Raw genomic sequence first — 19,889 nt, forward strand, 5'->3', positions numbered from 1 at the left:
CCAATTCAGTTAATGGTGACTAACTCGTGGTATGTTAGTCACCATTAACCGACGTGTCCAGCCTTTTGGATAGCGAGGCCTGATGCCTGCCGCCACCGACGAGAACCAACCGACGCTCAGCCGCCGTTCCCGGCAGAAGTCGGACCGCCGTTCCCAGCTTCTGGCCGCGGCCGAACGCCAGTTCGCCGAACGCGGATTCCTCGCCGTGCGCCTTGAGGACATCGGCGCGGCGGCCGATGTGAGCGGCCCCGCCATCTACCGCCACTTCCCCAACAAAGAGGCCCTGCTGGTCGAACTGCTCGATGAGATCAGCACCAGGCTTCTCACGGGCGGTCGGACTGTGGTCGATCAGGCTGGAGACGACCCCGTCGCCGCGCTGTATGCGCTCATCGACTTCCATCTCGACTTCACCCTCGGCGAACCGGACCTGATCCGCATCCAGGATCGCGATCTGAGCCACCTGCCCGCACCCGCGCTCCGGCAGGTGCGACGCAGCCAGCGCCAGTACGTCGAGATCTGGGTGCGGGTGCTGCGGCGCCTGGATCCCAACCGCGACGAATCCGACACGCGGCTGATGGCCCACGCCGCGTTCGGCCTGATGAACTCCACCCCGTACAGCACAAAGCCGGCCGGTGGAACACCGGCCGGCCTGCGCTCGCGATCTGTGCTGCGGGCGATGACCATCGCCGCGCTGCGCTCAGCCGAGAGTTAGTACCAGTACTTTCGACCGCCGACCGGACGGCCCACGGCTCCCAGAATCCACAGCACCGCACCGATGACCAGCAGGATGACGCCGATGGTCCACAGGATATTAATCTTCAACAGCAACCCAAGGATGAGCAGAATCGCTCCGAGGACAATCATGACAACTCCCTTTCATATGCCTTCAATGACCGAACATGCTTGAAACTCTTGACTATTGGCTGGGTTGTGGCAGTCTGCAGTCCTCGACTTTCGGGTTGGCTCCGGCATAGTTGAGCGGGCCGGCGACAACCGTGAGCGCGATCGTTCCCGCAGTGGCGCAGTTGGTTTCGGAGCTGTCGAAATAACCCCGCTGGAACGTGGCGAAAACCCCAATCAACAGCCAAACAACGGCGATCACGGTGATAAGTCGCATGTGTGCCCTCCATTCGCTCCGCACCGTCTGGCGGACAGAGGTTTACCCGACCGAAAGTCTCCCAAACATCACAATTTCGTCATGGTTTGCTGGCGGACGCGGTCAGGCCCCGTCTGGACCCGAAAACGCTGTTCCCAGCCAGTCCCGGATGGCCTCGGCGAGCCGGACGCGGTTCTCTCGTTTCGCGATCTCGTGTCCGTCGTCGTCGAACACGAGATAGCGGACGGGGTGCCCGCGGTCCTTGCACGCGGCATACATCTGCTCGGACTCGGTGACGGGGACGTTGGTGTCATGTGCACCGTGCACGAGCAGCAGTGGCGCGGTCAGCGCGTCGACCCGTTGCAGCGGCGACAACGCCTCGAGCAGATCACGGTCGCTGACCGGATGCCCGTACTTGGGCTGGGCCGCCGCCGCGATCCACGCTTCGGTGTTGCGATAGAAGCTGTTGAGATCGCTCATGCCGCACACGCTGATCCCGGCCGCGAACAGATCGGGGTGGAAGGTCAACGCGGCCAGCGTCAGGTAGCCGCCGTAGGACCACCCGGCACACGCCACGCGGCCGGGGCGAGCGTGTCCCCGCGCGATCAGATGCCCCACGCAGTCGGCGACGTCGTCGATGGCCGCGAACCGCTTCTCGCGATCGTCGGCGTGCATGAAGGTCCGCCCGAACCCACCCGATCCGCGCACATTGGGGGCGAACACCGTGATCCCCGCGTCCAACAGCAGGGGGAACACCTCGCTGTACCCGGGGCGCGACTGGCCCTCCGGACCGCCGTGCAGATAGATCAGCGTCCCGGCGTCCGGCGCCCCCGCCGGCGGCGAGTACAGCCAACCCGTCAGCGTCAAGCCGTCGCGGGCGGTCACGGTCTCCAGCGTCGGCGCCTCGGCCAGCGGGCCCGACATCGGAACCCGGTCGACGGGCTCCCACTCCCAGGACCGGGTGTCGACGAGTTCGACAGTGCGTGGCTGCGAAGGGCTTTCGACCGTCATCGCCACCATCGAACCGCCGGCGCTGATCGACAACTCGCTGGCCACCAGTCCCGGCAGCGGAATCATCCGACTCATCGTCCGATCGGTGTACTGCATGATCTGCAACTCGCTGCAGCCGTGGATGTTCCACAGTATGGCCACGGTGGACAGGTCGTCGCTGATGACGAACTCGTCCAACTCGACGCCCTCGCGTTCGGCCACCACCTGATAGGTGACCCCGTCCTCGGTCACCGTGACCTCGAGCAGCCTGGCGTGGTCGGCACCGTTGTCACTGCGGATCAGCGCACGCACGAAACCCGCTGTGCTGCCCGGTCCATACTCCTTGGCCGGGTGGTAGAGCTTGGTGGACTCACCCTCCGGCCCGTACCTCAGACGGCGCGGATGATGGTCGTCGAGGATCACGCCCGCATCCGTCGTGGAGCCGGGATCGTAGGGCAGCAGCGCGATCTCGGTGAACCCGTGCAGCATCAGGAGTTCCCGATAACCCCGCGGACCGACGCGGATCAGGGACGCTCCGGCCCATGCGTCCACCAGCCGCCCCGCCGATCGGCGGTCCAGAATCACCCGGTCGCCGCTGGCCGGGTCGATCAGACAGGACTGCCCGACGCCGTCATCACCGGTCAGGATCGCCGCCACCGAGGTGCCGTCCCAGCCGACGAGTTCCGCGGTGCCATCGGTGCTGTGCGGGTCCTGCGAGCCCAACGCGTCGATCCGCCGCGCGGCACGATCGTCGGGGTCGGTGGTCACCACCCAGATCTGCGTGCGCGAACCACCTTCGGGGGCCACCTCGCATGCCAGCCAGTGACCGTCGGCGGAGTGCATGACGCGGGTGACCGGGCCCTCGACCGGAAGCTCGACGTCGCGGGACGACGACGCGCGCCAGCCGCGCAGGAACCGTTGTACGGCCCGCGGGTAACCCCCGTCGTCGACGATGTGGGCGAACGCCGTGGCGTCGGGGGACAACGACGGACCGTAGATCGCGCGCACATGGCGCACCTGCGGTCCCACAGTCAATCCTCCTCGCCACGGCCCTTCGCAGGCTACCCACGATGTGGTGGTCGCCGGCAACCGCTCGTGCCCTTCGTGCTTTGTCACATAGGCTAATTCCGCCTTGCCGACCGGCAGTCTCCGGTCCGCAGGTAGCCTGCAAGACATGAGGTGGTCATGAGCGATCCCCAGTGGCCCCAGGGTCCCGATCCGAACCGGTCGGGTTGGTCGCCGCCAACCGAACCCCTGGGCGACCGGAACGCCGGGTATCCCGATCCGGCGTACGCCGGGCAGTTCAGCTACCCGAGCTACACGCCGCCCCCCGGCCAGGACGCAACCCGTCAACTGCCGCCCCACTGGACCCAGACCCAGTACCAGGCCCCCGGCCAGGACCAGGCCCAGTTGCCGCCCGAACCGCCGCGGTCACCGCGTTGGCTGTGGTTGCTCGCGGGCGCCGCGGTGCTGTTGGTCATCGGTCTCGTGGTGGCGCTGGTGATCGCGAACGGAGCCTCCAAAGAGGACTCCGCGGTGACTCCCCTGCCGACCATGCCTGTTCCGACCGCCACCGCGCCGACCACCACGACGCGGACCCCGCCCCGGACGGCGACATCGGTTCCCCCCGTCCCCACCGCGCCGACGGAGTCGCCGACCACCACCGCGACCGGGCCGACGCAGACTGTGGTCTACACCGTGACCGGCGAGGGACGCGCGATCAGCATCACCTACGTCGACTCCGGCGGGATTCTGCAGATGGAGTTCAACGTCGTCCTGCCGTGGACCAAAGAGGTGACGTTGTCGCCGCCCGCGTCGACCGCGGCCAGTGTCACGATTCTCAATGTCGGCCGCGATGTCACGTGCACCGTGACGGTGGACGGCGAGGCGGTCCGGGAGCGGACAGGTTCGGGCCTGACGATCTGTGCTGCCGCGGGTTAGTTCCCCACCCCGTGCCGCTGGTGCGGGGCCCGCACCACCAGCATTGCGCCCAGGCCCGCGACCAGCACCACCAGGATTCCACCCAAGCCCGCACGGTCGGCGCTGAACACGTCGACGAACAGGAAGAACAGCCAGGGCGCCAGGAATGAGACCGCCCTGCCGGTCATCGTGTAGAGGCCGAATGCCACGCCCTCGCGTCCGTCGGTCGTCAGGCGCAGCAGCAGCGTCCGCGCCGACGCCTGGGTGGGCCCCAGGAACAGGCACAGCATCAGTCCGCAGATCCAGAACGCGGTGGGCCCCGACAACGACAACAGCGCCAGACCGACGACGATCATGGCCGTCAGCGACCCCACGATGACGGGCTTGGACCCGATCCGGTCATCGACCAGCCCGCCGAGCACCGCACCGAGCCCGGCCACGATGCAGGCCACCACTCCGAACATCAGAACGTCGGCCTGCGAGATGCCGTACACCGACACCCCGAGCACCGCGCCGAACGTGAACACTCCGGTCAGTCCGTCCCGGAAGATCGCGCTGGCCGCCAGGTAGTAGACCAGGTTGCGGTCGCGGCGCCACTCGGCGACCAGGTCAGCCCACACCCGCCGGTAGGCCCCGAGCACGCTCACCGGGACATGCGGTGCCGCGTCGGAGGGGGTGAGGTGATGCGCGGTGAACAGCAGCGGCAGTGCGAACAATGCGAACCAGACCGCCGCGACCACCATCACCAACCGGGTGTTGGCACCGTCGTCGGCCGGAATCCCCAGCAGGCCACGTGTCGGTCCGTCGCCCATGATGAAGCCGACGTACACCAGCAGCAGCAACAGCACACTGCCGAGAAAGCCTGCGCCCGAGCCCAATCCGGAGATCCGACCCGATGTCGCCGGTGTCGCCAGCTGCCGCAGCATCGCGTTGTACGGCACGCCGGCGAGATCTCCGCACGCGGCCGTGGCCGCCAGCAGCACCAGACCCGCGAACAGGTAGCGGGGGTCGTCGCGGATCAGGCTCATGGCCGCGGTGAGCACCACCGCCAGACCCGTCAGGATGGTCAGCGCCCGCCGTCGGCGCTGCGGGGCCTGCACCCACACCCCGATCACCGGCGCCAAGGCGGCAACGGTCAGCCCCGCGACGGTGAGGGCGCGGCCGAGCCAACTCGTCGGCGAAGCCCCGCCCGGCGTGCCCTCGCCGACCGATTCGGTGAGGTAGACGGAGAACACGAACGTCACGACGATCGCGTTGAGGCCCACGAAACCGCAGTCCCACAGCGCCCACGCGGCGATCCGGGATCTGCGCACGCCGGTCGGCGCCTCAGTCATGCCCGGCACTCTATCCAGTCCGGCCTTGTCTACGATTGCCGCATGCCTGTACCCCCACCAAGTCCGGATGCTCGCGCCGTCGTCACGGGCGCATCGCAGGGCATCGGCGAGGCCCTGGCCACCGAACTCGCCGCACGCGGCCACAGCCTGATCGTGACGGCCCGCCGCGGCGACGTGCTGACTGGACTGGCCGAGCGCCTCACCGAGCGTTACGGCGTCACCGTCGAGGTTCGCGCCGTCGACCTGACCGACGCCGCCGGACGCGACGCGCTGGCCGAAGAATTGGCGAGCCGACCCATCTCGATCCTGTGCAACAACGCGGGCACGGCCACCTTCGGGCCCGTCGCCAAGCTGGATCCCGCCGTCGAGAAGGCGCAGGTCCAACTGAATGCGATTGCGGTGCATGATCTTACGCTCGCGGTGCTGCCGGGCATGATCGAGCGGGGCGCGGGCGGCATCCTGATCTCGGGGTCCGCGGCAGGCAATTCGCCGATTCCGAACAACGCGACGTATGCCGCCAGCAAGGCGTTCGCCAACACCTTCAGCGAGTCACTGCGCGGCGAGGTCAAGCAGCATGGCGTGCATGTCACGCTGCTGGCGCCCGGGCCGGTGCGCACCGAATTGCCCGACGAGTCCGAACGCTCCCTGGTGGAGAAGCTGATTCCGGACTTCCTCTGGATCAACACCGAATACACCGCCCGGGTGTCGCTCGACGCGCTCGAGCACAACCGGATGCGCGTCGTCCCGGGTCTGACGTCCAAGGCCATGTCGGTGGCCAGCGGGTACGCCCCGCGGGCCATCGTCGCCCCGATCGTCGGTGCGGTCTACAAGAAGCTCGGCGGCGACTGAGCGACTTCGGCCCGGCCTTCACCGCCGCCGGCGGCGACCCGTCCCGAAGATGCTGCGGGTGATCTCGCGGCCGATCACCGTGCCCGCCGAACGCATCGCGCTCTTGAACGCCGGGCTCTCCATCATCTTGTCGAAGAAGCCCGGCTCCGGCGGAGCCGCGGGCGCGGGCATCGGGGGGATGTCGATCCCGGTCGGCACGGGCGGCAGTTCGTCCTTCTCCGGCGGCGGGGCCAACGCGGCCGACAGCCGCTCGTAGGCCGAATCCCGGTCGATGGTCTGGCCGTACTCGGCCTGCAGTGGGCTGGCCTTGGCGGCGGCCGCGATGGCCTCCGGGCCGATCGTGTCCATCAGTGACCGCGGTGCACGCATCCGTGTCCAGGCCACGGGCGTCGGAGCCCCCCGTTCCGAGAGCACCGTGACGACGGCCTCGCCGATGCCCAACGAGGTCAGCGCCGACTCCAGGTCGTACACCTTGGTCTTGGGGTAGGTCCGCACGGTCTTCGACAACGCCTTCTGGTCGTCGGGGGTGAAGGCGCGCAGCGCATGCTGGATCCGGGCGCCGAGCTGGGACAGCACGTCGTTCGGGATGTCGGTGGGAAGCTGCGTGCAGAAGAACACCCCGACGCCCTTGGACCGGATCAGCTTGACGGTCTGCTCCACCTGCTCCAGGAACGCCTTGGACGCGTCGTTGAACAGCAGGTGCGCCTCGTCGAAGAAGAACACCAGTTTGGGCTTGTCGAGGTCGCCGACTTCGGGCAGGTAGGTGAACAGGTCGGCCAGCACCCACATCAGGAAGGTCGAGAACATCACCGGACGGGCGGCCTGAGCCCCCAGTTCCAGCAGCGTGATGACGCCCCGGCCCTGCGCGTCGACACGCATCAGGTCGTCGGGGTTGAGCTCCGGCTCACCGAAAAAGGTGTCGGCGCCCTCAGCCTCGAGGTTGATCAGCGCCCGCAGAATCACGCCGGCTGTGGTGGTCGACACCGCACCCAGCGCCTTCAACTCCGGCTTGCCCTCGTCGCTGGTCAGATACTGGATCACCGATCGCAGATCCTTGAGGTCCAGCAGCGGCAGCCCCTTCTGGTCGGCCCAGTGGAAGATCAGGCCGAGCGTGGACTCCTGAGTCTGGTTGAGGCCCAACACCTTCGACAGCAGGATGGGCCCAAAGCTGGTGATCGTCGCGCGCACCGGAACGCCGATGCCATCGGTGCCCAACGACAGGAACTCCACCGGGAAGCCCGTGGGTGTCCACTCGTCGGCGGTGTCGGCGGCACGCTGCGTGGTGTTGTCGTTGGACACACCGGGCTTCGACAGCCCCGACAGGTCACCCTTGACGTCGGCCATCAGCACCGGAACGCCCGCGGCCGACAACTGCTCGGCAAGCACCTGCAGGGACTTGGTCTTACCTGTGCCCGTCGCGCCCGCCACCAGGCCGTGGCGGTTGACCGTCTTGAGCGGGATGCGCACCCGGGCCTTGGGGTCCACCACCCCGTCGACGACGACGGAGCCCAACTCGAGGGCCGGACCGTCCACCGCATAGCCGCCGGCGATGTGCTGTGCGGGGGTCATCGCCGATCCGGTGCCGGTGGTTTCAGAGCTCACAGCCGAGGTCCTCTCGCCCAGTGTCATTGCCAGTGTGCGCGGTGCAGCAATGCACGACCTTACTTGCCCGACTCCCGCTTGGGTCGCCCGCAGCGGTGGGGTGCTGCGAGAACAGGTTGAAGTGCGCCTACTGTGGAACGCTGTGCGCGATGAATTGGTGTGGATCGACTGCGAGATGACGGGCCTCGACCTGGGGTCTGACCGGTTGATCGAGATTGCTGTGCTGGTCACCGATGCCGAACTCAACGTTCTGGGCGACGGCATCGACGTGGTGATCCACGCCGAGGACGCCGCATTGGCCGGGATGATCGACGTGGTCAAGAAGATGCACGCCCGATCCGGTCTGACCGACGAGGTCAGGGCCTCCACGGTGGACGTCCCCACCGCCGAGAAGATGGTGCTCGACTACATCAAACAGCACGTCAAGCAGCCCAAGACGGCGCCGCTGTGCGGGAACTCGATCGCCACCGACCGCGGTTTCCTCGCGCGCGACATGCCCACGCTCGACGACTACCTGCACTACCGGATGATCGACGTCAGTTCGATCAAGGAACTGTGCCGCCGCTGGTATCCGCGGATCTACTTCGGCCAGCCGGAGAAGGGTCTCGCGCACCGCGCCCTGGCCGACATCCACGAGTCGATCCGCGAACTGAAGTACTACCGTGCGACCGCCTTCGTACCCCAGCCCGGGCCCGCCACCAGCGATATCGCGGCGGTTGCGGCCGAGCTCGGCCCGCCGACGGACACCGATTCGGTTCCAGAGCCTCCGACCGGTTAAGATCGACCACGCTGCCCAGTCCGGTTCGCCGGAAAGCAGCAATGGTGGCTGTAGTTCAGTTGGTAGAGCACCAGGTTGTGATCCTGGCTGTCGCGGGTTCGAGTCCCGTCAGCCACCCCAACTGATGACGGTGCCCCCACATGCGCAAGCAGGTGGGGGCACCTTCTCTTGGGCCCATGTCCGATCTAGCCGAGGAGTCCCGTGGCGCGCGCTCGCGCAGCCGCCTCGCTCCGGTTCTCGGCGTCAAGCTTCGCCAGAATCGCCGAGACATGGTGGCCCACGGTCTTCACCGACAGATACAACCGCTTCGCGATCTCGGGATTCGTCAAGCCATCATCGATGAGGCGCAGCACGTCCACTTGGCGGACGGTGAGTCCAGCCGCGTTGGCCAGCGTGGTGGGACGACGGCGCGCTGGGACCGCGTTGGCGCCCGCCGACCGCAGGTCCCGACGGACCTTCGCGGCGGTGGCATCGGCACCGAGACGGTCCAGGACGTCGAGCGCCTCTCTGGCACGAACCGTGTCGCCCGAATCGATCAGCGCCAGGGCAGCGTCATATGGCGTTGACAAGCAGATGAACTCATCAGCGGCCGCATCGAACTGTCCGTCCAGAAGCAGCCGGTACGGCTTCGCGACGCCGATCGCGTCACAGGTGCCATCGAGGCGACGCAGCCACATCGCGAGCTCCCCCCGGCTCCACTCCAAACCCTTCATCGGTGGATCCTCGAGAAGCGCGCGGCACTCGTCGAGCCGATCGTCGGGTTCATCCGTCAACCACGCCCTTTCGACGATCACCGACGCGGCGGCAAGCAGCCGGAACGGTTCGCCGAACCGACGGGCCAGACCCCATGCCGCGTCGAGCGCATCCAAGTCGGCGCTCCCCCGTCGCATCGCCACAATGGAGCCGATCAGCAGCGGCCACGTTCGCGCCAACGGCATGGTCGGGCTGGCGAGCACCGTGTCCGCATCGATGACGGCCTCGTCCCATTCGCCCCGCAGCAGTTCGAGCCTGGCGCGCACGCCGAGTTGCCATACCCGGCAGATCGACAGATCACGGTCGACTGTCAGCGGTAGCCCGACTTCGAGCACCTGCGCGGCCTCGTCCAGGCGCCGGTGCTCCACGTCGAGATAGGCGAGGTTGCTGTACCCGCCGGAGTAGATCTCGTCGAGATGCTTGGGCGCCGATCTGATGACCGACAGAATCCCGTCCCGGCCGGCGTCGTCGCCGGCGAGAACAGCACAGAATCCCTCAATGAGACCGATTCTCACCAGCAGCGCGGAATCGCCTGTCCGGTCGGCGATCAACCGTGCCGCAGCCGCCCGCGACGACGCACGCTGGACGTCGGTCGCGTGCACCGCAAGATAGGCCTGCATCGCGAATGCATGCCCCAGTGTCACAAGGTCGGTCACATCGGCCGGTTCACCGGTGGCGCCGAAGACGGTCGCGGCCTGCTCGGCATGGTGTTCGGCAACTGCACGATTCGAGTTCTTCCACTCATAGAGCGCAAGTGCCTGATGGCTTGCGCTCAATCCCCGCGGGCAACCCAGCTGCTCGCGCAACCCCAACGCACTTCTGCACGCGGCGATGGCGTCTTCCAGTCGGTCGGCGAAGTAGTACTCCCCGGCGACCAATTCGAGGAGTTCAGCCTCGATGTCAGGCGGCAGCACCCCACCGTGACGCAGCGCGATCTCATAGAAGGCCATCGCCTGGACATGTGCACCCGCGCGGGCCGCAGCCCGACCCGCTTCGCGGGCGCAGTCGCGCACCCGCGCGAAATCCCCGGCACCGACCGCATGATGGGTGAGCACAGCCGGATCCTGCTGCCCCACCGCGTCATACGCTTCGATCATCCTTTGATGCAGGCGGGCGGTGAGCCCGGGAGGGATCACGCTGGCGACTGCGAGTCGGCACAGGTCGTGACGCAGGGCCGCCCCCCGCGGCCCAGCCTGGGTCAGGTTGGCCGCGTCGAGAGCCTGAAGCGCGGCCGGCCCCACGCCGAGATGATCGAACAGCGGATAGGGCACCGGCCCCGGTGCGCAGGCGAGCAGATGCAGCGCGTCAAGCGCCAGATCGTCGAGACCGACTGTGCGCGCGAGTATCACGTCACGAACCGTGGTCGGCAACTCCAGACCGCTGTGATCGAGCATCTCGGTGATGAAGAAGGCGTTCCCCGCGGTGATTCGATGCAACCACGCCGCGTCGATGTCGCGGTCACCGACCAACCCGGTGACGGCATCGAGACTCAGGGGCGGCAGGGACAACATGGAGGCGTCATCACTCCTGGCGACATCACCCAGCAGGGAGCGCACCGGGTGGCTGGCCGACAGCTCGTCGTCACGCACGATGGCGATGACCAGTGACCGGGTGCGCCGAATCCGCCGGAGCACAAATCTGAGCAGGTCGATCGTGCCCTGATCGGCCCAGTGCAGATCATCGAGCACCACGACCGAAGGCCGGGCCACCAGGTCCTCGAAGACGGCGCTGAAGATGTCGTACGCCTGACCGCCACCTCGAAGCATCTGCCGGGTGTCCGAACCGAGTGACCCGGCGATGTCGTGGATGGGTCCCAACGGACGAGGGGTGGGCAACGGGTCACAGGCGGCACGCAAGACGACCTCGCCACCGGCCAACGTGTCCAGAAACGCCTCGACCAAGGAGGTCTTGCCGGCCCCGGATTCGCCCCGCACAACGACGACACAGCCACGCTCTGCTCGCGCGATATCCGCGCGGTCAGCCAGCTCGGCGAGCTCATCCTCCCTCTCAGTGAGCTTCACGCTCGCGGATCGTACCGGTGCTCACAGCCGCCTACCAGGAGATTGCGTGTCTCCCCCAGTGCGGGACGGATCGGCGCCCGCAAGATAGGGCATTGCGCCCGATGTGGGTGGGGCCCGGCTCGACCAGGGTCTTGGAAATGGTCAACACTCACAAAAACGACGTGACTCCGATGTTCGCCTCCGTACGGCGTGTGCTGGGGACACGACTGCTCATTGCCGCACCGGCACTCGCCGCCGTCATGCTGTTGAGCGGACCGACCGCTGGGCCCGATGCTGCCCACCGCGCGGTCGATCTCGCCAGCACCGTCGACGCGCCGCTCCCGCTCAGGCCCAACAACGGCGACCAGACCGAACCCGGCACCACCGCCGAAGAGGAGTGGAATCGGATCGGAGGGAACAACCTCGGGCCCGTGGGCCGACTCGGCGCCGGCAGCGGCGTCTGGGATGTCGGCGCCTACGACAAGTGCATGAGGACGCCCGGCCGAGTCGCTGACCTCTGCTGCGTCGAGTCCGGAGGCACCGTCGGCCTGAAGAACGGGTCGTGCGGCGCACCGGCGCCAGCCCCCGATCCCAAGAAGAATGAACCGAAGCCCAAGCCCAAGCCGCGTGCCAGCGACTACCTCGGCTGACGGACCCCGACACCGCTGACTCCCGTTGCCCCCCGAACGGGGAAGCGCCGCCCACAGGAGGGGGCGGCGTCCCCCGTTCGGGGTTGGCCTCCGTCGGCCACGTCCGTCAGCCGTTGTCGGCTACGCGTTGTCGGAGCTGGCCTTCCGCTTGGCCTTCTCGGTGTCGGCCAACTCCTCGGCCGTGGCCGCCTCGTCGCGCTTGCGCGCCGCCTCACTGCGTCGTGTCCGAGCGTCGTCCTGCTTGGCCTCGGCCGCTTTCACCGCGGCCCTCTCCGCGGCGTCGATGCGCGCCTCCTCGGCCCGCTTCGTCGACTCCGCCGATTTCCGGCGCTGCGCGGCGACCTCGTCTGCGCGCTCCTTGGTCTCGACGGTCCGCTTCGCGGCGGCCTCCTCGGCGACCTGTTTACGCTGCGCGGCGGCCGCTCGGGCGTTGCGCTGTTTGTCGAGCTTGGCACGGTGCGCCTCGTCGTGGGCGTGCGCGGTGCGCTCGCTCTCCTCATCAAGCTGTCTGCGTGCCCGCTTGCGTTCCAGTTCGGCCTCCTTGTCGAGAAGCCCAGCCTCGAACCGCGCCGCGCTGCGTTGAGCGATCGCCACGCCACGCATCTCAAGCTCGGAATCGCCCAGCATGCTCCCGACAGCGGCGTCGACTGCTCCAAACGAACGCTCATAGAGCAGCCTCGCCGGTGCCTCCTCGTCGATTCTCGACACGATGCGCTGCTCGATCAGCTGAAACGGGAATCGCGCGATCCGGTACTGCGTCCGTAACAGCGCGAAGGGAATCTGAGCCAGATTCATTGCACACTCCTGTTCTCGCTGCCGCCTATCACGGCAGGTCAGCGTCCTTCGTCAGCTCGTCGGCCTCGGCACGGATCCGTTTGGCCTCAACCTCAGCCCGTTCCGCGCCGGACAAGGACTGCTGGTAGTCGTTGATCGCCTCGCCGTAGTGTTCGGTCGCGGCCTTGCGCTCCTGCTCCTCGCGGTTGGCGGCCTGGGCGACCTGGACCTGCGCGGCCTGCTCAGCGTTCGCCTTCTCCCGCGCGGCGTCGTTGCGTGCGGCCTGCTCGGCGGTCCTGCGCTGCGCGATCTGGTCCTCGCGGATCTGCTGCTGCGCCGCGGCAGCGCGGACATGAGCCGCGCCACGCTGTTGGGCGCCGGCAATCTCGGCTGCGCTTGCCAAGTGCTCCGCGCGCTCGTCCTGTGCTTGTGCCACGTTCTCCAGAGCGCTGGCCGCTCGTCGCTGCTGGGCTTCGTGCCGTTCCAGCTGACCCTCCGCGGTCAACGAGTCATTGCGGGTGATGGCACCCACCAACTCTTTGGCCCTGCCCTTGATCGATGCGACGAAACCCTTGCGGGCGTGGTCTGCGGTACCGTCCTCGGCCATGTCGAATCTCCTCTCCTCGCCGCCCATGCTGAGGGCGGAGTCGCTGTCGAGGCCTCTCTGACGAGGTTCCACACAGGAGAATCTTGAAACATCTGCGATCCGAGCCCCAGGTCACAGGGCATCGGGCGGCTGCGGCGCCGCGGCGAGGGTGCGTCACACGACACGACGCCGGAGGGAAGGACGGTCCACCAGCGGTCTCCGATACGTCTGGCGCAGACGTTCGATGTCCGCACGGTATCGCCAAGACCGCCGATTCACGGGCCAACCCAGCAGATTGGCCCTAGGTGCTGGAGTTGCCGGCCTTCCACTGCGACCACGGAATGTTCCAGTCCCCGAGCCCGTCTGTGCCCGGAAGTGTCGAGCCCACGGTGTTCTTCACCTCGACGATGTCGCCACGCTTGGTGTTGTTGTAGAACCACTGCGCGTTGCTGGTGCTCACGTTCAGGCATCCGTGGCTGACGTTCGAGTACCCCTGGCTCCCGACGGACCACGGCGCGGCATGCACATAGATGCCGCTGTAGGACATCTGTGTCGCGTATTCGACCTCGGTGCGATAACCGTTGGGCGAGTTCACCGGGACGCCATAGGTCGAGGAGTCCATGACCAGTTCGGCGAACCGGTCGCCGATGATGTAGGTGCCGTTGTTGGTGGGCGTGCTGTTCTTGCCCATCGAGGTCGGCATGGTCTTGACCACCTCGCCGTTCACCCGGACGGTGATCGTCTTGGTGTTGTCGTCCGCGGTCGCGATCACCTCGTCACCGATGGTGAAGTGCGTGCTCACGTTGTCCTGCCCGAAGAGGCCATCACCGAGATCGACGCCGTAGGTGTTCACCGAGACGTCGACGGTGGTTCCGGGCTTCCAGTAATGCTGCGGCCGCCAACGCACTTCGCGATTGTTCAGCCAGTAGAACGCACCCTCCACGGGCGGATTCGTGGTCACCTTGATGGCGCGCTCGGCGGCCACCCGATTGGGGATGTTCTCGTCGAACCGCACTGCGATGGGCTGCCCGACCCCGACGGTCTCACCGTCGTTGGGCAGCACATACGGCATCGTCAGGTTGTCCGGTGAGTGCGTCTCGAAGGACATCGTCTGCGTCGTCTCACCGCCGAGGCCCAGTGACCGCGCCTCGAGGGTGTAGCGCTTGTTGTAACCGAGAGGTTCATCCGTCGACCACGTCAGGCCGTCGGCGCTGAGCTTGCCGGCCACCGCGGTGCCCTCTTCGTTGACCATCGACACCGCGCCCAGGACACCGTCCTCGGCGGTCACGGTGACCGGCTTGTCAACGGCCACACCCACGGCCCCATCGGTGACCGACGCCGAGAGCTTCGGCACGAGCAGATCGGCGAACGGGGTGCCTTTGTCGGCGATCCGCTGGGGTTCAGCCGATTCCGATCCCGCGCCGCACGCGCTCACCCCCAGCACCACACACGGAACCAGCAGCAGCGCCGCCAGCCAACGTCGACCACCACGCGGACGGGTCACCGATCGGACCTGCCACATACCTACGTCCCACCTCCACAGCCGGAGCCACCCCTGGATTTCTTGGCAATAGTCTAAGGGCACCCTGGACAACAAGCGCGACTCCAGCGTCGCGCACGACATTCGCGCAGGTGAGAACAACGATTTCATTCCACGCCGCGATGCCTGATAGTGTCTCACACGCAGCAAACGCGCCGTTAGCTCAGTTGGTAGAGCAGCTGACTCTTAATCAGCGGGTCCGGGGTTCGAAACCCTGACGGCGCACCACAGTCATTTCAGGCCAGGCGGATCCCCGCCTGGCCTGAAGTGTTTGACGGATCAGTCCGCGGCGTATGACGCGAACACCGCGGCCTCTCGCTCGCGTCCCGGATACCAGCGCCACACCGCGATCAGGGCCAGCGCCACAAGGACGATGGCGATGACGAACGCGTAGGTCTTACCGGTCGAGAACGCCGTGGCCGCGTCGCGCAGCAGTCCCTCCGCCGATGCCGGCGGGTAGCTGCCCGCCACGGATTCGGCCTTCTGGTACGACCCGGCGATCCCCTCGGCTGCGGCCTGGCTGGTGCGTTCGGCCTCCTCGGCGGGCAGTGAGGCGTACGAGGTCATCATCGCACTCGAGTAGGTGATGGTCAGGGCACCGGCCATCAACGCCTGAATCAGCGCACCGCCGAAGTCTCGCGTGAGGTCCGTGAACGACGAGCCCATACCGGCTCGGTGGGTCGGCAGGCTGCCCATGATCGCGGTCGACGCGGCCGCTCCCGCGAAGGACGTTCCGGCGCCCAGGATCGCGTACGGCAGCAGTACGACCCACACCGAGGAGCCCGGATTCCACAGCAGCGCGATGATGACGAACCCGATCCCGATGCAGACGATGCCCACGCTCAAGGTGAATCGCCCGCCCCTGTTGGTCATCCACCGGCTCGCGACCGGAGATCCGAGGAGGAACGTGAGGGCAGCCGGTATGGTCGTTGCAGCCGACTGGAAGGTGTTGTACTGCAACACATTCGCGGTGAACTGTTGGCCGATGTAGAGGCCGCCGATCAGCGCGCCGAAGGTGATGCTGCCGGCCAGCGATGCGATCAGGAAGGTGGGCTGTCTGGCCAGTCGCAGGTCGACGAGGGGACGCTGCGCCGTACGTTGACGCAGAAGGAACAGCGCCGTCACGAGCACTGCGACCACCAGCAGGATCACCAGTTGGGCGGAGTTGCCCTCGGTGATCTCCTGAACCGCCAGCACCAACGCCGCAACCGCGATGATCGACAACAGACCACCGAGATGGTCGACCGGCTCGGTGTCGAGGTCTTCGTCGGGGGGAATCGCCCAGGCCGCGACCACCAGCAGGGCGGCCGCAAACGGTGCGGTGAGCAGGAACACCGATCCCCACCAGAACCAGAGGAGCAGCGCGCCGGCCACGACACTGCCCAGGAACGCCGTACTTCCGCCGACCCCGGACCACAACGCAATGGCCCCGGCGCGGGCCTTGCCGCGCCACAGCACCGAGATGAGCGACAGGGTCGTCGGGAAGAGCAGCGCCGCTCCGATGCCCCCGACGATGCGGGCGCCGACCAGGACGTCCACCGAGGGGGCCCACGCCGCGACCAGCGAGGCGGGCACCGAGACCGCCGCGCCCCACAGCAGCAGCGCCTTGCGGCCATACCGGTCGCCCACCGCGCCGAGGTAGAGCACCGTCGCGGCCAACGACATCGTGAAGGCGTCTGCGATGAGGTTCTGCTGGCTCTGCGTGGCGTCGAGGGCGTGAGCGATGTCGGCGAGCGCCACGTTCGCGATCGACATGTTGATGTTCGCCACTCCCGCCGCGACCAGGAGAACGCCGAGAATCCACGGTGCGCGCGCTGGGCTTTCTTTCACCGGTGTCAATATAGGAGCCGGGTGAGCGGCGGACCGGACGCCACGCCCAGTCAGCAATACCCCGTCACCCACCGGACGATGCGGACCGGACAACACGTCGTCACGTACGTCAAAATGTGCTGTGTGCGGCTGTCGCCCTCCCCGGCTGGGGTCCGGAAAACAGAACCGCCGGTAACGGGAACATGCCGCCGGTCCGATTTTCTATGCGTTCTACTGCGCATATCGCCGAGAACACTGCTACCATCGAGTTAGCTGCAGCACACTGCAGATGTCGTTCCCAGTCCACGCCGCAACCCCACGAGGTTTAGCTATGTCGACGGCACACCGCCCTCTCGGTGACGATCTGGGAACCCCTGGCGGCCGCCACACGCTAACTTCACAGCCACCCGCGGCTGGTCCGGTGCAGATTCGAAGCTGCAGCCGTATCGGGATGTCGGCCAATCCGCCGGGCTTCCAGTGGTCCTTCGGGTGGTTTCGGCGCCGGTAACGACGGGGCGATCAGCGGTTGCGGATCCGGCGGATCACCAACACGACCGTGAGCACACCCAGGCCCGCGAGTGAGATCGTCACGGCCGGCTTCTGCACGAAGGCCAACGCCTTCGCCTTGGCATCGTCGGCGATTCGCTGGGGGTTCGCCCGCTCAGCCAGCAGGTCCACCGTGGACGCGAGCTGCGTGCGCGCCTGATCGATCTCCTTCTTGATCTCTTCGGGATCTCGATCCGCCACGCTCATCCTCCAAGTCGTACCGGCCACGCTGGTGTGTGCCCCTGCCGCACTACCCTAGATCAGCACCGAGCGAAATCCACGCACCGGTGGACAGGAGGGAACCGACCTTGACCGCGACCACACGACTCGAAGCCGGCGACAAAGCACCGTCGTTCAGCCTGCCCGACGCCGACGGCAACACCGTGACGTTGTCCGACTTCTCCGGCCGCAAGGTCGTCGTGTACTTCTACCCCGCCGCGTCCACGCCCGGATGCACCAAGCAGGCCTGCGATTTCCGCGACAGCCTGGCCGAGTTGAACGAGGCCGGTATCGACGTCGTCGGCATCTCCCCCGACAAGCCCGAGAAGCTCGCCAAGTTCCGAGACGCCGAAGGACTGAACTTCCCGCTGCTGTCCGATCCCGAGAAGAAGGTGCTCACCGAGTGGGGCGCGTTCGGCGAGAAGAAGATGTACGGCAAGACCGTGCAGGGCGTCATCCGTTCGACGTTCGTCGTCGACGAGAAGGGCACCATCGAGGTGGCGCAGTACAACGTCAAGGCCACCGGTCACGTCGCCAAGCTGCGCCGCGACATCTCGGTCTAGGGCGCCTCGCCCAACGCGGCCAGCAGCAGCGTCTCGGCCGTCGCGGCCTTCGCCAGCACCCCCAGGTGCAGGCTTTCGTTGATGCTGTGCGCCTGTGTGCCCGGATCCTCCACGCCGGTCACCAGAATCGTGGCATCCGGGAACGCGGCGGCGAACTCCGCGATGAACGGGATGGACCCGCCCATCCCCATGTCCACCGGCGCGGTTCCCCAGGCCTTTTTGAACGCGGCGCGGGCGGCGTCGTAGACCGTCCCGCTGGCGTCGATCGCGTAGGGCTGGCCGACGTCACCCGGGGTGACGGTGACCCTGGCGCCCCACGGGGCGTGGCTCTCCAGATGGGCGCTCAGTGCCGCCAGGTGCGCCGCGGCGTCACCGCCGGGGGCCACCCGCATGGACACCTTGGCCCTGGCGCTGGGGATCAGGGTGTTCGACGACTTCGCGATGGGGGTGGTGTCGATGCCGATCACCGTGATCGCGGGTTTGGCCCAAAGCCGTTGCACCACTGAGCCGGTGCCGATCTGCTCGACACCGTCCAGCAGGCCGGACTCCTCGCGCACCCAGTCCGGGCCACGGTCGACGTCGGCCGCGGTCCCCTCGTGCAGGCCCGCCACCGCGACGTTGCCCTCGTCGTCGTGCAGGCTGGCCAACAGGCGAACCAGCACGCTCAGCGCATCGGGCACCACGCCGCCCCACAGGCCCGAGTGCAGCCCGTGGTCCAGGGTCGCCACCTCGACCACACAGTCGGCGAGACCCCGCAGCGACACCGTCAGCGCGGGGATGTCGACGCTCCAGTTGTCGGAGTCGGCGATGATGATGACGTCGGCGGCCAGGTCGTCCCTGTGGGCGGCCAGCAGACGCCCGAGCGACGGAGAGCCGGACTCCTCCTCACCCTCGACGAACACCGTCACACCCACCGGCGGCTTGCCGTCGAAGGCGCGCATGGCCGCCAGATGCGTTGCGATACCGGCCTTGTCGTCCGCGGTGCCGCGACCGTAGAGCCGGCCGTCGCGTTCAGTCGGCTCGAACGGCTCGGAATGCCATTGGGAGCGGTCACCTTCGGGCTGCACGTCGTGGTGGGCGTAGAGCAGCACGGTCGGCGCACCGGGCGGGGCGGGATGCTTGGCGATCACCGCGGGGGCGCCGCCCTCGCTGACGATCCGGACGTCCTCGAACCCCACACCGGAGAACAGGTCGGCCACGGCCTGTGCGCTGCGGTGCACCTCGTCGCGGCGTTCGGGGTCGGCCCACACCGATTCGATGCGCACCAGAGCCTCGAGGTCCGCCCGGACCGACGGCAGGATCTCACGGACGCGCGCCTGCAGATCACTCATGGGGAGAGGTTAGTCGGCGGGCAGATCACCACACCGGGTCAGCCCCGCACGAGCAACGGGTCCAGTCCTGCACGAGCGGGCGTTCAAGGGGCCGTGAGCGCCCCACCTTGTACGCAGATCACGGCGTGTCCGCGTACAAACACGGCCCCTCGCCGCAGGTCAGTTCTCCAGGATCGCCACCGCCGCGGCGGTGTCCCCCTCATGGGTCAGCGATACGTGGATGGTGACCTCGGCGAGGTGCTTGGCGATGTCACCGGTGAGGCGAACCTTCGGCCTGCCCCACATGTCGGTGACCACCTCGATGTCGCGATGGATGGCCTCCGGGAGCACGGGACGCTGCGCGAACCGAGACCCCGACCATGCCTTGATCACCGCTTCCTTCGCCGCCCAGCGGGCCGCCAGGTGCCGCGCCGCCACCGAACTCTTGTCGGCGGCGTCGCGGCGCTCCCCGGGCGTGAACGTCTCAGCGAACACCGTCCCGGGCTGGTCGACCTGCTCGGCGAAATCTGGAATGGAAACTACGTCGATCCCGACTCCGACTATCGCCAC

At 67.3% G+C, this 19,889-nt stretch carries 19 protein-coding genes and 2 tRNA genes; 8 read left to right on the forward strand and 13 right to left on the reverse strand.

Translation table 11 applies throughout. From position 1 onward, the window contains the following. Positions 1–82 precede the first annotated feature (82 nt). On the forward strand, positions 83–712 hold the full coding sequence (locus A5727_RS22485; protein WP_068255351.1) for an SACE_7040 family transcriptional regulator: 630 nt from the start codon (positions 83–85) through the stop codon (positions 710–712). Here the strand turns inward: A5727_RS22485 and A5727_RS27930 are convergent. The 3 genes from A5727_RS27930 to A5727_RS22490 form a co-directional block, all read right to left on the reverse strand. Beyond that, positions 709–864: a DUF6131 family protein gene (locus tag A5727_RS27930; protein ID WP_197507726.1), complete on the reverse strand. Its 156-nt coding sequence runs from the start codon at positions 862–864 to the stop codon at positions 709–711. The genes A5727_RS22485 and A5727_RS27930 overlap by 4 nt on opposite strands. A 52-nt stretch (positions 865–916) precedes the next feature. Beyond that, on the reverse strand, positions 917–1,117 hold the full coding sequence (locus A5727_RS27155) for a hypothetical protein (RefSeq protein ID WP_082949968.1): 201 nt from the start codon (positions 1,115–1,117) through the stop codon (positions 917–919). Positions 1,118–1,219: 102 nt separating this feature from the next. Continuing rightward, on the reverse strand, positions 1,220–3,115 hold the full coding sequence (locus A5727_RS22490; protein WP_231992191.1) for an alpha/beta hydrolase family protein: 1,896 nt from the start codon (positions 3,113–3,115) through the stop codon (positions 1,220–1,222). 156 nt (positions 3,116–3,271) lie between these two features. Between A5727_RS22490 and A5727_RS22495 the strand changes: the two genes are divergently transcribed. Beyond that, positions 3,272–4,027 (forward strand): MmpS family transport accessory protein, encoded by a 756-nt coding sequence (locus A5727_RS22495; RefSeq protein WP_068255371.1) that lies wholly within the window; start codon positions 3,272–3,274, stop codon positions 4,025–4,027. Here A5727_RS22495 and A5727_RS22500 read toward each other — a convergent pair. Continuing rightward, a complete protein-coding gene (locus tag A5727_RS22500) occupies positions 4,024–5,340 on the reverse strand; it encodes an MFS transporter (protein WP_068255373.1) in 1,317 nt (438 codons plus the stop codon). The genes A5727_RS22495 and A5727_RS22500 overlap by 4 nt on opposite strands. A 42-nt stretch (positions 5,341–5,382) precedes the next feature. Here A5727_RS22500 and cmrA point away from each other — a divergent pair, with 42 nt between their 5' ends. Further along, complete coding sequence (gene cmrA, locus A5727_RS22505) at positions 5,383–6,189, forward strand: mycolate reductase (protein ID WP_068255378.1); 807 nt, start codon at positions 5,383–5,385, stop codon at positions 6,187–6,189. Positions 6,190–6,207: 18 nt separating this feature from the next. On the opposite strand, the gene A5727_RS22510 is transcribed toward cmrA, so the two are convergent. Then, positions 6,208–7,758 carry a helicase HerA-like domain-containing protein gene (locus A5727_RS22510; protein WP_157521525.1) on the reverse strand — a complete coding sequence of 517 codons (1,551 nt, stop codon included), beginning with the start codon at positions 7,756–7,758 and terminating at the stop codon, positions 6,208–6,210. 175 nt (positions 7,759–7,933) lie between these two features. On the opposite strand from A5727_RS22510, the gene orn reads away from it, so the two are divergent. Both orn and A5727_RS22520 read left to right on the forward strand, forming a co-directional pair. Beyond that, entirely contained in the window at positions 7,934–8,569 is a 636-nt protein-coding gene (orn, locus tag A5727_RS22515; protein ID WP_068255384.1) for an oligoribonuclease, read from the forward strand. A gap of 44 nt (positions 8,570–8,613) precedes the next feature. Beyond that, a tRNA-His gene (locus A5727_RS22520) sits at positions 8,614–8,689 on the forward strand. Positions 8,690–8,754: 65 nt separating this feature from the next. On the opposite strand, the gene A5727_RS22525 is transcribed toward A5727_RS22520, so the two are convergent. After that, a complete protein-coding gene (locus A5727_RS22525) occupies positions 8,755–11,343 on the reverse strand; it encodes a helix-turn-helix transcriptional regulator (RefSeq protein ID WP_068255386.1) in 2,589 nt (862 codons plus the stop codon). A gap of 170 nt (positions 11,344–11,513) precedes the next feature. Between A5727_RS22525 and A5727_RS22530 the strand changes: the two genes are divergently transcribed. Next, positions 11,514–11,972 (forward strand): hypothetical protein, encoded by a 459-nt coding sequence (locus tag A5727_RS22530; RefSeq protein ID WP_157521519.1) that lies wholly within the window; start codon positions 11,514–11,516, stop codon positions 11,970–11,972. 120 nt (positions 11,973–12,092) lie between these two features. Here A5727_RS22530 and A5727_RS22535 read toward each other — a convergent pair whose 3' ends face one another. From A5727_RS22535 to A5727_RS22545, 3 genes are all read right to left on the reverse strand, one after another. Next, positions 12,093–12,767: a hypothetical protein gene (locus A5727_RS22535; protein ID WP_068255391.1), complete on the reverse strand. Its 675-nt coding sequence runs from the start codon at positions 12,765–12,767 to the stop codon at positions 12,093–12,095. A gap of 28 nt (positions 12,768–12,795) precedes the next feature. Continuing rightward, complete coding sequence (locus A5727_RS22540) at positions 12,796–13,353, reverse strand: hypothetical protein (protein ID WP_068255445.1); 558 nt, start codon at positions 13,351–13,353, stop codon at positions 12,796–12,798. Positions 13,354–13,633: 280 nt separating this feature from the next. After that, positions 13,634–14,854, reverse strand: a complete 1,221-nt coding sequence (locus A5727_RS22545) for a L,D-transpeptidase (protein WP_068255394.1) — start codon at positions 14,852–14,854, stop codon at positions 13,634–13,636. 170 nt (positions 14,855–15,024) lie between these two features. On the opposite strand from A5727_RS22545, the gene A5727_RS22550 reads away from it, so the two are divergent. After that, positions 15,025–15,100 (forward strand) — tRNA-Lys (locus A5727_RS22550). Between the two features lie 51 nt (positions 15,101–15,151). Here A5727_RS22550 and A5727_RS22555 read toward each other — a convergent pair. Both A5727_RS22555 and A5727_RS22560 read right to left on the reverse strand, forming a co-directional pair. Beyond that, complete coding sequence (locus A5727_RS22555; protein WP_157521520.1) at positions 15,152–16,702, reverse strand: MFS transporter; 1,551 nt, start codon at positions 16,700–16,702, stop codon at positions 15,152–15,154. Between the two features lie 498 nt (positions 16,703–17,200). Further along, on the reverse strand, positions 17,201–17,428 hold the full coding sequence (locus A5727_RS22560; protein WP_068255457.1) for a DUF3618 domain-containing protein: 228 nt from the start codon (positions 17,426–17,428) through the stop codon (positions 17,201–17,203). Between the two features lie 107 nt (positions 17,429–17,535). Here A5727_RS22560 and bcp point away from each other — a divergent pair, with 107 nt between their 5' ends. Beyond that, positions 17,536–18,009, forward strand: coding sequence for a thioredoxin-dependent thiol peroxidase (gene bcp, locus A5727_RS22565; protein ID WP_068255398.1), 474 nt, complete (start codon positions 17,536–17,538; stop codon positions 18,007–18,009). On the opposite strand, the gene A5727_RS22570 is transcribed toward bcp, so the two are convergent. Both A5727_RS22570 and acpS read right to left on the reverse strand, forming a co-directional pair. Beyond that, the gene (locus A5727_RS22570) at positions 18,006–19,340 is read right to left on the reverse strand and encodes a dipeptidase (protein WP_068255401.1); all 1,335 of its coding nucleotides are present in this window, start codon (positions 19,338–19,340) and stop codon (positions 18,006–18,008) included. The two genes, bcp and A5727_RS22570, sit on opposite strands and share 4 nt — an antisense overlap. Before the next feature lie 159 nt (positions 19,341–19,499). Beyond that, entirely contained in the window at positions 19,500–19,889 is a 390-nt protein-coding gene (gene acpS / locus A5727_RS22575) for a holo-ACP synthase AcpS (protein WP_068255404.1), read from the reverse strand.

This window comes from Mycobacterium sp. ACS4331, from assembly GCF_001667265.1.
Taxonomy (GTDB): Bacteria; Actinomycetota; Actinomycetes; order Mycobacteriales; family Mycobacteriaceae; genus Mycobacterium.

Bases quoted from the DNA above. Each gene is read 5' to 3' on its own strand.
- A5727_RS22510 (WP_157521525.1), bottom strand. From the start codon at position 7,758: ATGACCCCCGCACAGCACATCGCCGGCGGCTATGCGGTGGACGGTCCG.
- A5727_RS22495 (WP_068255371.1), top strand. From the start codon at position 3,272: ATGAGCGATCCCCAGTGGCCCCAGGGTCCCGATCCGAACCGGTCGGGT.
- A5727_RS22545 (WP_068255394.1), bottom strand. From the start codon at position 14,854: ATGTGGCAGGTCCGATCGGTGACCCGTCCGCGTGGTGGTCGACGTTGG.
- A5727_RS27155 (WP_082949968.1), bottom strand. From the start codon at position 1,117: ATGCGACTTATCACCGTGATCGCCGTTGTTTGGCTGTTGATTGGGGTT.
- A5727_RS22485 (WP_068255351.1), top strand. From the start codon at position 83: ATGCCTGCCGCCACCGACGAGAACCAACCGACGCTCAGCCGCCGTTCC.
- cmrA (WP_068255378.1), top strand. From the start codon at position 5,383: ATGCCTGTACCCCCACCAAGTCCGGATGCTCGCGCCGTCGTCACGGGC.
- A5727_RS22530 (WP_157521519.1), top strand. From the start codon at position 11,514: ATGTTCGCCTCCGTACGGCGTGTGCTGGGGACACGACTGCTCATTGCC.
- A5727_RS22540 (WP_068255445.1), bottom strand. From the start codon at position 13,353: ATGGCCGAGGACGGTACCGCAGACCACGCCCGCAAGGGTTTCGTCGCA.
- A5727_RS22500 (WP_068255373.1), bottom strand. From the start codon at position 5,340: ATGACTGAGGCGCCGACCGGCGTGCGCAGATCCCGGATCGCCGCGTGG.
- A5727_RS27930 (WP_197507726.1), bottom strand. From the start codon at position 864: ATGATTGTCCTCGGAGCGATTCTGCTCATCCTTGGGTTGCTGTTGAAG.
- A5727_RS22535 (WP_068255391.1), bottom strand. From the start codon at position 12,767: ATGAATCTGGCTCAGATTCCCTTCGCGCTGTTACGGACGCAGTACCGG.
- A5727_RS22570 (WP_068255401.1), bottom strand. From the start codon at position 19,340: ATGAGTGATCTGCAGGCGCGCGTCCGTGAGATCCTGCCGTCGGTCCGG.